Consider the following 14,360-nt stretch of genomic DNA (forward strand, 5'->3'; position numbering starts at 1 on the left):
TAATGGTCATGCCGTCTTTAATGCTTCGTAACACTTGTTTGCGAAAGTCGATTGAATAGGTCATCGTTTATTTCACTAAATGAATTGGTTATAAATATTGTATCGGTTTTATCTAAGATTGACTATAATTATCACCTAATCGCACACCTGTCAGCTCATTATTTTTACCAATGGTAAAACAACCTGTAGTAACAAAATCAATTTCCTTATTACTTTCTAATACTTGTATTTGCTTCTCAAGACGATGGTTACTCATCAAGTCATCAGCATCCATACGTGCAATATAATCATATTTGGCTTCACGAACAATTTGATTTAATCTATAGGGTAATTTTTTATTTAAACCATCAGATATCACCCTGATCCTAGTATCTCTACTCTCAAAATCTCTAGCAATTTCCAATGACTTATCGGAAGAACCATCATCAATTAAAATCAATTCCCAATATTGATACGTTTGAGCTAAAACTGAACATATAGCATCTTCTAGATAGTTTTCTGTATTATAAAATGGAATGCCAATTGAGATATAAGCGCGACTTTTCATCAGAACACCTCAAACATAGGATTGATAATATAAGGACTCAGATTGCTGAACTTTGATGTCGTCAATATGAAATACATCAGGAAGATAAACACACTGATCATATAGACATAAATGTTATTTATCTTTTTCAAAACCACAGGCAGTAATAAAATCAAAGTCCATGTGAAATACGAAATGATTCTTTGCGGGCCTGAAGCGCTAGTACCTAACAGCGCTAGCGGTATGACAAAAACTACGCCTGACGCATAAAACATCAATAGCTGTTGAAAGCTCTTATCTTTAATTTTATATACATAGCTTGCAACAATTATAAGAAGCATAAGCACTGTGTAAAACCCAAGTGTCAAAAACCCGCCCGACTCTTCAGATACTTTTGCATAGTCTTCATATCGATCATTAGTAGATGAAATATAAGATACGAGTAACCTACTAACGAATAACGACCCAAAAAACGTCGCAAGTATTTTATAAGCTGGCTTCACTCTCAAATTTACAATGAAATAAAATGGAATGATAAATAAAGCCGTGATATGAAAAAACGATGCAATGGCACATATTAATAGATAAGGAAAAAGCCGTTTCTCTAGCAGATAAGGAATGGCCAAAGTAAACAAAGCCATTGCGATTCCTTGACGCAATCCATTGAATGAAAAGGTATAGACGCCTAGCGTAATAAACAGAAATACAGAGAGCCAATAGTTCACACTGTATTTTCTGATGATTCTTAAATAGCAATAGACGATAACCAAGCTGGTGATGATCAGTAGCCAAAAATAGTTATTCGTCACATGCAGTAATGAATACTCAAATAGCTGGTAGCCGTACTCAACATCTTCATTAAATCTAAAGGATTCAGGACTCAATTTATTATTAAAATTTCTGGTATAGCTCCCTGTATCTGTACCGACCCAATAGCTACGACTGCCTGCGAACAGCGCTAAAGTAATTAAAGGCAGCCAAAAAGACGTACGATTGAGAGATTTTTTCTCCAGTACTATCCAGAAAACAACAAGGCTAAGGACCAACAGATAAGGAAGCATTTAACCCTCTATAAAGTAGCTGAATATTAAGTAAAAGCCTTATCGCATATTCAAATACATTTGCGTTAACTTCTGCGAATTGGTTGCGGCGCTAAAACCATGTACATTTAGCGCATTCATTATTTCTGCTTCATTGGATATTGGAGGCTGAAAACTCAGCAAACTATCCACCCAAACATTGGCTAACTGTATAGGTAAAAAACATACAAGTCCAAGTCCTAAATCTACTTCAGGTGATACTTGATCAGAAACCAATGCCATAAGTCCGACTGTCTGGCTTTCTACTAAGACCACTGGGAAACCTTCATGTAGGGATGGCATAATCATACAGTCAGCACTGGCCATTAACTCAGTAATATCAGTGCGCATACCCAAAAACTTAATGTTATCCCCTAAGGCTTGCTCTTTCACTTGTCGTCTTAATTGACCTTCCAATGGACCTTGTCCAACGATATATAAGGTAAAGTCGATCTGACGTTTTTTCAGCTGCTCAGCGATTTCTAAAGAAAACTGATGGTTTTTAACCTCATTGAGACGACCAACTTGGATGATTTTTAACCCTTCATCTCCAAGTCTTTTAGTACCAAACTCCTGATCGATATAATGCCGTGATTGGTTAGCGACTGATATCATCTTCTGTATATCAACAGCATTGGGCAGTAGCCACACATCTTTTGTAGTACCAAATAGGTAGTTTGCAGCATGATCACCGCAGCTGATTCTCTTAGTAGCCAATGTACGATTGGTAATTAATGCCCATTGTTCATATATTTTTTTAATAATATTGGTTTTACCATTACTGGTGCTATGAGAGTGAGAAATGCGATGCGGCACGCCAGCACCTTTAGCAGCCAACAGATGAAAGGCATTGTTTAATAGCATATGAGCATGAACGATTTGATAATCAGGCTGCTGTTTAAGGAATTTTTTAAGTTTGAGCATGCGCGTTAATGAATGACCAGCTAAAATCGGTATAACCCTACCGCCCAACGCTGTTATCTCAGCATCATAGTCGCCGATCTCGTCGGTAAAAGTGACAAAATCAAACTGAATCTGGCTATGATCTATATGACGATATAAATTCATAAGCATGGTCTCTGCCCCAGCACGATCCATTTTCCCCACTATGTGCAGCACTCTTCGGATAGTCATATCATTTACCTTTTAAGAAACATAAAGCCAACTTTGCTTCTTGTAACTATTTCCAATTTGCTTCCTTTTAACCTTGTTTCTTTCTTTAATGCTTTACGAAGCACCTGCATTATAGGCAGCGCAATTTGGCTTGGCATACGTGCTATATTGCTGATCACTATATTTCTTAACGTCAAATTGTTCTGATAACCATTTAAACGTAGTGTTTTATCTGCTTTTTTAGCTTGTGCCAGTGCCCTTGCTAAATACTCATTGTCTATACGGGTGAGAATGCTCCAATGACTTTGTCTGATTTTATTGGCAAGTATTTTTTTAACTTCATTAGCTTGATAGTCTTCTACTAGATTCATGACTTTTGAATGAATAACGAAAAGGTCTAATAGCTTTTTATCTGTTGAACCCGTAATCGACGTGCCTCGCTGTCTATACAGGTAAAAATTAATAGGCAACTGATATCTAACCTTAGTAGATAAGCCAAGATGCCAATGGAAAGGCCAATCCTCGTAATACAAACCCACTGGAAAACTTAGAGAAGCCGTTTGCACGACACTGGATTTAATAAATTTAAGCCATGCAAAATGCGGTAAGCTAAAATACGAATCGTCTATCTTAGTTGCCTCGGATGCCAAGCTAGCAGCTGGATACGGTAGTTCATTCTCTGCCGCTCCTTCTTTGAACGGTGCAAAACCATATGTCACTACTTCTGCATTCGTAGTAAGAGCACAATCTACACAAGCTGCCACTAAGCGAGTATCTACAATGTCATCAGAATCAACAAACATCATATAATCACCTACTGCAGATTTAATACCAGTATTGCGAGCAGCAGAAAGACCGCTGTTTTCATTATGTTGAATGACTCTGATACGCTTATCTGTGAGATGTAAGGCAAGCGCTTGTTTTGAATTATCAGTAGAGCAATCTTCAACGACAATAATTTCAATATTCTTATACGTTTGCTGCTTGATAGTTTCTAAGCAAGCGTCAATATATAACGCGACGTTGTATACTGGCACGATAATGCTCACCAATGGCTTTGCTACGCTAGTCATATAATAACCACCGATTTTTCTAGATCATGGTATTCATTGATATGAACGGGTGACTCATTCATCGTACCGTGAGACAAAAATAGCAGTTTGTCGATATGTTTCGAAATCTCAGCAACCTCATCTAGTTCTAAAAACACAAGCCTTGGATGATTGCGCAACCAGTCCAACTGCGTCTGTCTTATCTTATGATTGGAGTTCGGCAATACCAAGCAAGGTGTACCCGATAGTAAACATAAAATCATGCCATGTAGGCGGTCAGTCACGACCAATTTTGCAGATCGAAACTGGCTAAGCTTGTCAGTCAATAATTTTTTGCAATGTGCTTCGTCCAATTGAGAGCCGCCAGCATGAGTATCTGTCTTTTCAATATGATAGTCAGTATCTGCTAAGGCTTTATCTATAAAGCCGTATTGTTCAGTGGATAGAGCAGCTTCTTTGTCATTCCGTAAGCATCGCAGAATAGTTGACGACTCTACGTCATTTTTCGTCCCAAGTACTGCTGCGTTTGCACTCATAACGATATCTGGCACAAGACCAACATGGACATTGCTATACTCAGCAAAAAGCTTGATAAGTTTGGCCGCTGTCATCGACTCTCTAGCGAAAATGTGTATATCTGGGTGCTTGGCGTAGACCTTTACAATACGATGTAATGCTCGCTTAGACTTAGCAGAATCACTCCAATCCAAGGTCTGGGGAAAACACACAACGCGATTCGTAGGAAACGTATTGATAACTAATTGGCGCAGCTCCTCAATATCAGGATACGAGCTACCCATATTGCCTCCCCCAATAATAGTGACAATATCCCTCTGTTGTATTTGTTGTTTAATCGAATTAAGCACCAATCTGGTTTGACTGATAGGAACACTGACAACTTCATAATCAGTCATCACATGTTGCAAGTATTGCTTTTGAGCATAAGAGATAGCGATATCACCAATATTGCCATAGTCAGCCGCAAGGAAAATAAAGCATCGATTACTGTTCGGCAAGGGTAAATCTCGCGCGCCCCTATAAGTAACTAAGTGTTTTTTCAGTTTAATTGGTATGAGTTTTTTTATGGCGGTAGTATTCATTTTTGACACTCCCTTATTTATTTCTCATTAACATCTTTTTTACCCACATGCGACGCTTTGACCCAAAAGGAAATAACCCACTCAATTTTGGAGATGATTTACGTTTGAGTACTTTTTCAATGTATGGAAGCCACTCAAGACCCCTGCCCGTTTCAATCATTTCTTGACGAATTAGATACCAGTCTATGCGTACAGCGTCACTTTTCAGAACCATGAACCTGAAAAGTGACGAATCTATCGGGGTGTCAAAACAACCAGGGTTATCAACACCTGCAAGTAAGAGATTCAGTCGAGTTCGTACACATTTTTCACAGTGACCGCAGTTTCTATCATGCCTATTACCAGCCCAACAAACACGTAAATTTCGTATGCCTATAGACCAACTTGAAAGAATGATTAACTTCTCAGATCGACAAAACCCTGCACCATCATGAATAATTCGAAAATTGCCACCGCTCAATAATGGATCTGTTATGGGATGTGATCCCCATGAAGTAAGTAATACATCATAAGAATCGCCACTACCGATGAGTCCAATTCCTGCATATCGTTTCAATCCACATAGAACGGAAGCAATGGCAGCCGCGTGATATTCTTCCCAATCGATAGACCACAATGCTCGAACATTCGTCTTAACGGGCAGTAGATCAACGTTAATATCAGAAAGTACTTCGGTCGCTACCTCTACAGCACTATCAAAACCTTCTGTATCATCTAAAGGTATATCAAAGCCATGCACGAAAACTCCTGCCTTAATATCTCGTGTGGCATATCCTGCTCTGCCTGTCGCATGACGATAAGCGGTAAATTGAGCATCCACGCCACCAGAAAATGCAGCAATCGCACCATCTACTTGTACGTCGCGCGTTCTAATACAATCAACTTGTATATCAATCACAAAATAACGCTCTGGTAACCATTTATTCCAGACATACTGTAGTTCTGTCAGATTAGCTAATAGCTCGTGGGACACACTGCCATGAACTCGAATAGCCGCACGCAGTTGCATCGCAGGCAACAATGTGGCTAACAAATAAGAGTCGCAATCATCGTCTTCTGGCATTGGTAGATTGATAGGATACAAAAACCACAACTCTTGCTCAGTGACACTTTCACCCATGGTTGTTTTTTTCAGCAAACAAGAACGAGTCTGTCCATTTTCGTCACTTTTTAATGCCTGAGGAAACAAATCAATATTAAACATGTTTTTTTACCTTCGCTTTAGACCAAGACAGTTGTAAAAAAGCCAATGTCATCACATACCAACGTCGTGAAAAACATGAAATCAAAATACGAATACAGCGTGCTGGGTGCCATTGATGGTAATGTGGCAAACAGTTCTGATAAACGAAAGACTGGCGTATTTTTATCAACTCTGCATGGCGTTTTCTCATCTGAATATGAGCCAAGTTATTGAGCAGATATGGCAGCATATGCTCGATATAACTACGGGCAAAATCTGATAGCAGCACTTGCCTCTCAGTAGCACTGATAGACCAGTCATGTATCCTGACTCTAGCGTTATAGTCTGCTTCAATAGACTCGAGCAGCCCTGGCTTATATTGCAAACTCGTCATCGAAGTGGCATTTTCATAGTAGTTATAGGGACAGTCGGGTACGACAGATAAATGGTTCGCTTTCCCCAAGCACTCAATATTAAAAATACCGTCTTCACCAAGTTTTATGTCACAATTAAACCGTAAATCCGCTATCAGGCTTTTGCTATAAACCTTGGTAGTTACATACCAATATATATTTCTATTCTCTGTCACTCTCAGCTGTAGCATTTTAATGTCTTGCCGTGAATATTCTGCTGTAATGTTACGTCGCTCGATAACAGAGTTATCTAACATGATGCGCTTATGACCAAACGCCAACATTTCGATATTCCGATCAACCATTTGTGCAATGACAAAGTCAAAATACCAATCATCGATAGTGTCGTCCGCATCTATAAAAACGATGTAGTCGCCGGTTGCGATATCAAGCCCAGTATTACGAGCATCTGCCACGCCCCCATTTTTTTGATATTTCACCGTAACCCATGCCCTATCACTTTCCCACCTGTGCAATAACCTAGCAGTTTCATCATCAGAACCATCATCAATAATGATCAATTCAATCTCATGATTCTTTTTCGCAACGTCAATACTACCAATACAACGATCAATAGTAGCAGCGGCATTAAATGCGGTGATAATAACTGAAATCATAGTGAGCCTCTTGAGTTGAGACTTCTAATGCATATCCTTTGTGCCATCCAACGCAGTCAACATATTTACCTACTGCTGCACTTTATAGATATGAACCAGACGCCGAAAAGCGACATAAACGATAGATAAGCTAAGCAATACCCCAACAGATGAGAACAGGGCAATGGCTACCATATCTGACTCAAAAACGTAAAACCCTATATACAGCGCTGCAGCACGAAATATCACTGCAAAAATCTCTCTAATCAAAAGAAAACGCTGCAAATGCAATGCTGGCAATGCTGCAGTACTCGCACCCGATACCAAGCTGGTCAAAAGCCAAATAGAAAGCCACTGCGAATAACTCCCTGCTAGTGCCCACTCTGTGCCAAATACTAAAGAAAAAAGGTAATCGCCAAAAACGAACACTGTACCGAAGGGAACAATACCAACCACCAATAGAATTACCGTCACTTTTAATAAAAATTGATAAGCTTCTGGTGACTTTGATGTGATCGCACGCGTAATCTTAGGATAAAAAACCTCTCCAACAGCTTGCCCTAACAACATCGCTGGTGCACCAAGTACAAGAACAGCCAACGAATACTGCCCAGCAGCAGAAGCACTAAATAGTGATGCTAATAAGATAGTTGGTAGCCCTACTGAAGCAGCATTAAGCATACTTTGCGGCATACGGTATATGGCAAAGTCACGCTGCGATACAGCAGCGTTACGAATACCAACCGTGCCAAACCAGTCTCGGACATTTAATACACCAATCCTAGGTACCCGAAGCATCTGCATCATAAAATTCGTAAGCTGCCCCGCTATCGTTAATAAAATAAGCAACATACCAGAGGGGGCCAATACACCACCTATCAACTTACTGGTATCTGTCACAAGCTTGCTCTCTACATAAGCATGAGCCTTGGCTTTAAACAAACCTACTCTGATAGCAGACTGATCAGCAACAGATAGAAACGCGCCTGCCAATAGCGTCAACGGTATGAGATACAACATGTATGGTGCACCTTCCATACCCGTCCATCGTGCCAAATAAACATTGCCGAAATAGACAGCGATGAACGCTATAGCCGTTATAAAGAAACTGAGTAATACAGACAGTCTAATAATGGCAGCGGCATCCTCGTCACTGTCAGGCATCACAATGGCATTGGCATAACCCATGGTCGCAATCGGAGTAATAATACTAATGACTGCGGCAAATGCAGCAGCGATACCAAAATCTTCAGGGCTATATAATCTGGTGAGAAATGGCATAAAGACTATAGCGATTGCCTGACCAGCAGCAATACCGCCTCCAACCATGGCCACATCTCGTACAAAGTGACTGGTTTTCAATCGACTGATTACGCTCTGTATCGATAAAAACACTTCAGAGGCCATTACTCATTATCCAATTTGGTATGTCACAGTATTTATATAAATAACCATATCCTAAACAATATTACCAATAAATGATTTCATCATCTTTTCAATACCAACCCTATCACCGCTATTTAATACCCTTACTTAGTATCACTACTACTCCTTAACCGACCACCTCTAACTGCTCTACATCTATCTTTTCGACATCAGCTTCATCGCCTTCTCGGTAGCCTTCAACGAAGGTCCTAAACTGTGCTTTCAACCATTCAGTATCGTGCTGCTTTGATCTTTCAATAAACTCAAACAAGATAGCTTCGATATCTTCCAATGGAAAACTATGCTCCATTGCTTGCATAATGAGTGGATGAAACGTGGTCTCTATGTTGTCGGCACCAATGATTAACTCTTCATAGAGCTTTTCACCTGGCCGCAATCCAGTAAACACAATTTCGATATCACCATTAGGATTGCTCGCATCTTTCAGCTCGCACCCTGTCAGACGAATCATACGTTTGGCAAGATCCACAATTTTGACGGGCGCTCCCATATCAAGTACAAATACTTCACCACCGAACGCCATAGCCCCTGCTTGGATAACCAAACTGGCTGCTTCCGGTATAGTCATAAAATAGCGCGTGATGTCTGGATGGGTGATGGTAATCGGACCACCCTGCTCAATTTGTTTGGTGAATAGTGGTACTACAGAGCCCGATGAACCCAAAACGTTGCCGAAACGCACCATACTAAAACATGTATGACTGTTGCTTTGGCTCAGACCTTGGCAGACAAGCTCAGCCAAGCGTTTGGAGGCTCCCATCACGTTGGTCGGACGCACTGCTTTGTCAGTAGAGATCAGTACAAACGTATCAACATGAGCTTTTATCGCGGCACAGGCACAATGGTAGGTGCCTTTAGTATTGTTGATTGTGCCTTCAAATGGATTGGACTCGACAATCGGTACATGTTTGTATGCTGCAGCGTGATAAATCGTTTTTATATGGTATTTTTCGAATATATTGATTAATTTTTTTTCGTTGCCCACGCTTCCAATGATGCTGACAATCTCAGTATCTTGATATTCAATACTACTAACAACAAGGCTTCTAAGTTCCTGATCGATTGTGTACAAAGCGTATTCAGACTGCTCGTATAACACCAAGCATGCAGGTTTATTTTTCATGATTTGTCTACACAGCTCACTCCCAATAGAACCCCCTGCCCCTGTTACGAGTACGTTTTTACCCGTAATGTTTTTTTGGAGGAGCTCAGCAACTGGCTCTACAGTCTCTCTTTCAAGCACATCTAGTATATCAACCGGACGTATATGGCTGACTGTTACGATCTCATCAGCAAGCTCTCGTAAGCTCGGTAAATCTTTTAATTTGACAGAAACACCTGATAGGCTATCCATAATCTGTTTTTTACGACCACGGCTCATAGAAGGCATTGCCAAAATCACTTGCGCGACATTTAATTTTTCTATTAACCAAGGTAGCGCATGAGCGGCATATATTTTTTTACCATGTAAATAAGCCCCTATCAGCTGCGGATCATCATCGATATATGCCACTACATTGTATTTATGAGAATGTCTCAAGCTCTCTAATAGCTCTCTACCAGCCGATCCTGCACCATAAATAATCACGTTATCACAGCAACTATCTAGGCGATCTTGATTGTCTGGTTTCTGTAGTCGATTCAGCAACCCACGAATCATTAGCCGACTGTTCCATAACCAAATAAAGAATAAGAACAAAAATATAATTGGCGCTGAGCGCGGCATCATTGACACTGGGTTCACATAAATGATGAACTGATAAACGATAATAAGTAATAAAAACAACTGTAGTACTCGACCCATCGCCGCATCGAAAAACCCTCTAGAGGCGCCTCTATAAAAGCCAATCAGATATAAGCTGACGACAGGTATCAATGCATAAAAAGCTAATACCGTAAGGCCGATTTGATCATCGACATAACCCTGACGCAGTGCCAATGCCGCCACCAAGCAAAGGACAGCAACCGAAAAGTCGATACCAAATAAGATAGAGCATTTCGCAAAGCGTGGTAAGGCTAATAAAAACAGCGTCATACGCTTCGACCATCGATTGATATCGCTTGGCGTGTGATAAGCATTGTTAGACTCTGTTTTTATCAACATAAGATCCACCTACTTAAGTTATGACGCTCGTTTGCAATGGACAATGAACAGTAGCTAACTACGAATTGTGTCCATAAGCATAATGGTAGTGATAGCTGTACCTATTCAGAATACTTTGCTGTATGTCATTTAAGATGATGCCATCGACTTGTACGTTTGCTTTACTCATCTGTTTGATGGCATAGACCAGCTGGCCTTCTACTGAATGATCAAATTTGGTGACGATCAGTACTTTGTCTGCGTGCTGTGCTAACACCATGGCGTCTGATGCAGCCAATATAGGAGGCGCATCGATAACGATATAGTCGTACTTCGTTTTGAGCGCTGCCATCAAATGATCGAACCTCTCTCCTATCAATAACGAAGTCGGGTTATGCGACGGTCGTCCCCGCGATATAAGGTCGATATGCTCCATACCAGTTGGCTGAATAAAGCTTTCAAGGTTTAACTTAGCCATGTCAATATCTAACCGAGGCTCATTATCTGATAGAGAGCTATCTTTATCTTGCAGTAAGTAATCTGTGAGACCACTGTCTGGATTCATACCAAACATTTTATGCAGCTCTCCTAAACGCATATCTCCATCGATAATCAGCACTTTTTTGTCAAGCTGTGCAAATACCTCAGACAAATTAGCCGTAATAAAAGACTTACCGACACCTGGGCTTTCTCCAGTGATTAATATGGTCTGAGCAGACTTTTCATCTACTGTCTTCGTCGTCTTACCGAATAAAAGGTTTGTTCGTAAATTTTTAATTGCTTCATAGCTCAAGCCATTGTGATCAACGTGCGCAAGCATTCGACCAGTATTTTTTTTGTTCCTACCTAGCTTAGATATCGAGGTCGAACGTGGAATCGTTGCAATGACAGGAATTCCCGTTTTAGACTCTAGATGTTCTGGGTCTTTTACGACATTTCTAATTAAGTTTCTGATTAAAACCAGCATCACCCCAAGTACAGTACCTACGAGTAGCGCCAGCAACATAATTTGGAATTTGTTTGGTGCAATAGCATCGAAGGTACTGGTCGGTCTATCTAGAATACGGGCATAACCAACCTGACCTGCTCTAACGATTTTTAGTTGTTCATAATTTTTGAGCAGTGTGAGGTAAATCTCTCTATTAATGGCTGTATCTTCTGATAGTTTTAAGAACTCTCGCTGTATTTCAGGCAGTCCTGCAACGGTGCTACCTATTGCTCCTATTCGACTGTTGAGGACTTTTAGTTGCTCATTGATTTGGATGACGAGTGGGTGCTCATTGGTATAGTAAGTCGTTAGATCTGCTCTCTTTAATTTGAGATCATTGAGCTGCTCATCGATTCGAGATTTTTCATTTAGTAATAGCTCAGCCTCTTTACCTACATCGATGGTGCCGTGCTTTTTACGAAACTCATTGAACTGAGCTTCAGAGGTTTCTAATTTCTCTTTTAACGCTGGAATCTGCGTTTCCATGAAAGCCAATGTTTTGGTCGTTTCTTCCGTACCACGAGATTGGTTTTGATCGATATAAGACTGAACTATTTGATCAAGTGTGGTCGTGATTTGCTGTTGGTTTGTGCCTGTCATCGACAGCTGAATAATATTGGTTTTATCGCCTTTTTCTTCCACAGACAATGCGCTATTCATTGCATCTGTCGTGGTCTTTAAGGTCTGCTGAGTGATGCCAATAGGATAACCATCTATAGGTAGCTCAGTCACCGTAATGTTAATCTCACCGTTTACCCCATTAAACTGATGCGGCTGACCCAATTGTCCTTTAAAATCATCTAGTCCATTGCTTAAGACAAATCCTGTGTCAGACTGTGACAGCGTAAAAGACTGGTTTAAATACGCTGGTGAAACATCGAACTGATTGATTTGTACGGAACCGTTTTTTGTGCTCAAAGACACACCATCATTTGTGTTCAACTGAGTATTAATGCGGTCGTTTGTTATTTTATCGAGATAGCCAATATTAGGATCGGTCAGTTTGATGTCTAAATGTAGCATATCGACGACTGGCTCTAGTATCATCCGAGACCGTATAAGCTCGGCTTCTGCCTCAGCCTTGCTCACTTCTTCTCCGACCAACTCTGAGATATTCGCCCCAAGCGCATCGACTCCTTGGGAATTTTCTTCAATTTGGATCAGCGCATCAGACTTGAAGGTCGGATTAATATAGCGTGTATAAAAAAATCCTATTAAGAGTCCGATTGCTGCCATGAGCGCTATGACTTTCCAGCCACGCAACAAAACCAAAACCAGCGCCGTTAAGTCGATGTTGTCATTGTCGTTGTCACCCTTAGGTGTCGATAGGTCTTTTGAATCTATATTATTCATAACCATATACCCATTATTCAATGTTAATCGCTTAATAGCTTTCGCTTAGCTCCAAGACCCTAACTGCCCTTGACTGCAGTTAGATTGCTCTCTGCCTCATCGCACCTTATAAAATCTATCACTCTACTTTCTATTCTTATCTCACTTAATCTCAGTATTGAAATTCGAAGCACATCCAGTATTTTCACTAGCTATCATTTATAACCCTGATATCACGTTGATGGCAGAGGTTGATGGTAGTATCGCGCTAATCACACGATTCCAGCGAGCCAAGCCTGTTGGATCTACATAAAGAATGTCATTGGCTTGCATGTCAAAGCGACTGGCTAATGCCAAGCTTGTGATGCTCTGCATGTCGACGTAATAGATATTGGTGTACTGGTACTGAGGGTTGTCGCGCACGATATATACTTTGGCTGCATTAGCCGTATTGGAATTTAGTCCATTTGACTCGCCCAATACATGCGCTAAGCTCAGCCCCTGTTCTGGAATCGCCACTGGCTCAATCTTGCCAAATTCACCCAATACGTAGACCTTATTGCGGCTTTGGCTATTGACGTGAATAGAGTCACCATTCCGCAGATAGATTTGATTGGCAGACAGTCCCATTTTATGTAGTGACTGCACTCCTAAGCGATAGCTGTTGCCCTGACGATTTAGCACAATGTTATTTGAATCGCCTGTCTCAGTGGTACCACCTGCCATAGAGATAGCCCCATATACCGACACTGGCACATCAGCAATAGCAAACTCACCAGACTGCTTCACCGCACCATCTACGAAAAACTTGCTGCCACGGTAATTGATGATTTTGACTTGAGGATCTGAGTACTTGAGATAGCGCTGTAGTTTGCTTTGCAACGTAGCGGTGAACTGCGGCACGCTCAGCCCACTGGCTTGAACTCTACCTATTAATGGAAACTGTATATACCCTTGTTGATCTACCGTTAAGCTAGCAGTTGACGCATTAATATCTGGATAATTGGTAAGGATGATATTCAGCACATCCCCTTTCGCAATGCCGTAATTGACTCGTCCAGAGGTTTTGATCAAATGAGAGAGATCTTGAGTAACAGTAGGTGGCGCTGTACGCGGTAAAGTTGCCAGACTTAAAGGCTGAATATGAAATTGAAGACCGTTTTCTGCGGTAAAGGTGCCAGATTCAGGAAGATTTCCTGACTGAAGTCCTGAGTTGATCGTACAGCCACTAAACAACTCCATCAGAAATAAGCAAAATATGCTCATTACCAAGAAGCGTCTGTGTACAAAAATGAAATATTTATTAACCATAACAGTTACTCATATTTATATTTGTGAATCAAACCAGGAAACCTCACCACAATGTTTATATTCGTAAAAAAGAATATATTTAATAAATATACACCTAAACTATATTCAGTGCAATACATATAACCTGCCATAAAATAA

The 14,360-nt window shown here is 40.6% G+C and carries 11 protein-coding genes; all 11 read right to left on the minus strand.

Annotated elements, in window-relative coordinates; all coding sequences use genetic code 11:
- Window positions 1-112: 112 nt before the first annotated feature.
- Window positions 113-547 carry a glycosyltransferase family A protein gene (locus tag JMX63_RS05890; protein WP_201571539.1) on the minus strand — a complete coding sequence of 145 codons (435 nt, stop codon included), beginning with the start codon at window positions 545-547 and terminating at the stop codon, window positions 113-115.
- On the minus strand, window positions 547-1,587 hold the full coding sequence (locus tag JMX63_RS05895) for an EpsG family protein (protein WP_201571541.1): 1,041 nt from the start codon (window positions 1,585-1,587) through the stop codon (window positions 547-549). Before JMX63_RS05895 ends, JMX63_RS05890 begins: the two co-directional genes overlap by 1 nt.
- Before the next feature lie 39 nt (window positions 1,588-1,626).
- Entirely contained in the window at window positions 1,627-2,739 is a 1,113-nt protein-coding gene (locus JMX63_RS05900) for a glycosyltransferase (RefSeq protein WP_227673255.1), read from the minus strand.
- A 5-nt stretch (window positions 2,740-2,744) separates the two neighbouring features.
- Window positions 2,745-3,791, minus strand: a complete 1,047-nt coding sequence (locus JMX63_RS05905; RefSeq protein ID WP_201571543.1) for a glycosyltransferase family 2 protein — start codon at window positions 3,789-3,791, stop codon at window positions 2,745-2,747.
- A complete protein-coding gene (locus tag JMX63_RS05910) occupies window positions 3,788-4,870 on the minus strand; it encodes a polysaccharide pyruvyl transferase family protein (RefSeq protein ID WP_201571545.1) in 1,083 nt (360 codons plus the stop codon). The genes JMX63_RS05905 and JMX63_RS05910 overlap by 4 nt, the downstream gene beginning before the upstream one ends.
- Window positions 4,871-4,883: 13 nt before the next feature.
- The gene (locus JMX63_RS05915) at window positions 4,884-6,074 is read right to left on the minus strand and encodes a hypothetical protein (RefSeq protein ID WP_201571547.1); all 1,191 of its coding nucleotides are present in this window, start codon (window positions 6,072-6,074) and stop codon (window positions 4,884-4,886) included.
- Complete coding sequence (locus JMX63_RS05920) at window positions 6,067-7,083, minus strand: glycosyltransferase family 2 protein (protein WP_201571549.1); 1,017 nt, start codon at window positions 7,081-7,083, stop codon at window positions 6,067-6,069. Before JMX63_RS05920 ends, JMX63_RS05915 begins: the two co-directional genes overlap by 8 nt.
- Window positions 7,084-7,152: 69 nt before the next feature.
- Window positions 7,153-8,469 carry an oligosaccharide flippase family protein gene (locus JMX63_RS05925; protein WP_201571551.1) on the minus strand — a complete coding sequence of 439 codons (1,317 nt, stop codon included), beginning with the start codon at window positions 8,467-8,469 and terminating at the stop codon, window positions 7,153-7,155.
- A gap of 145 nt (window positions 8,470-8,614) precedes the next feature.
- A complete protein-coding gene (locus JMX63_RS05930; RefSeq protein ID WP_201571553.1) occupies window positions 8,615-10,612 on the minus strand; it encodes a polysaccharide biosynthesis protein in 1,998 nt (665 codons plus the stop codon).
- A gap of 58 nt (window positions 10,613-10,670) precedes the next feature.
- Entirely contained in the window at window positions 10,671-12,932 is a 2,262-nt protein-coding gene (locus JMX63_RS05935; protein WP_227673256.1) for a polysaccharide biosynthesis tyrosine autokinase, read from the minus strand.
- Window positions 12,933-13,130: 198 nt separating this feature from the next.
- Window positions 13,131-14,177 (minus strand): polysaccharide biosynthesis/export family protein, encoded by a 1,047-nt coding sequence (locus tag JMX63_RS05940; protein WP_227673257.1) that lies wholly within the window; start codon window positions 14,175-14,177, stop codon window positions 13,131-13,133.
- Window positions 14,178-14,360: the final 183 nt, after the last annotated feature.

The sequence above is a fragment of the Psychrobacter nivimaris genome (assembly GCF_904846365.1).
In the GTDB taxonomy this organism is placed as follows: Bacteria; Pseudomonadota; Gammaproteobacteria; order Pseudomonadales; family Moraxellaceae; genus Psychrobacter; species Psychrobacter nivimaris_B.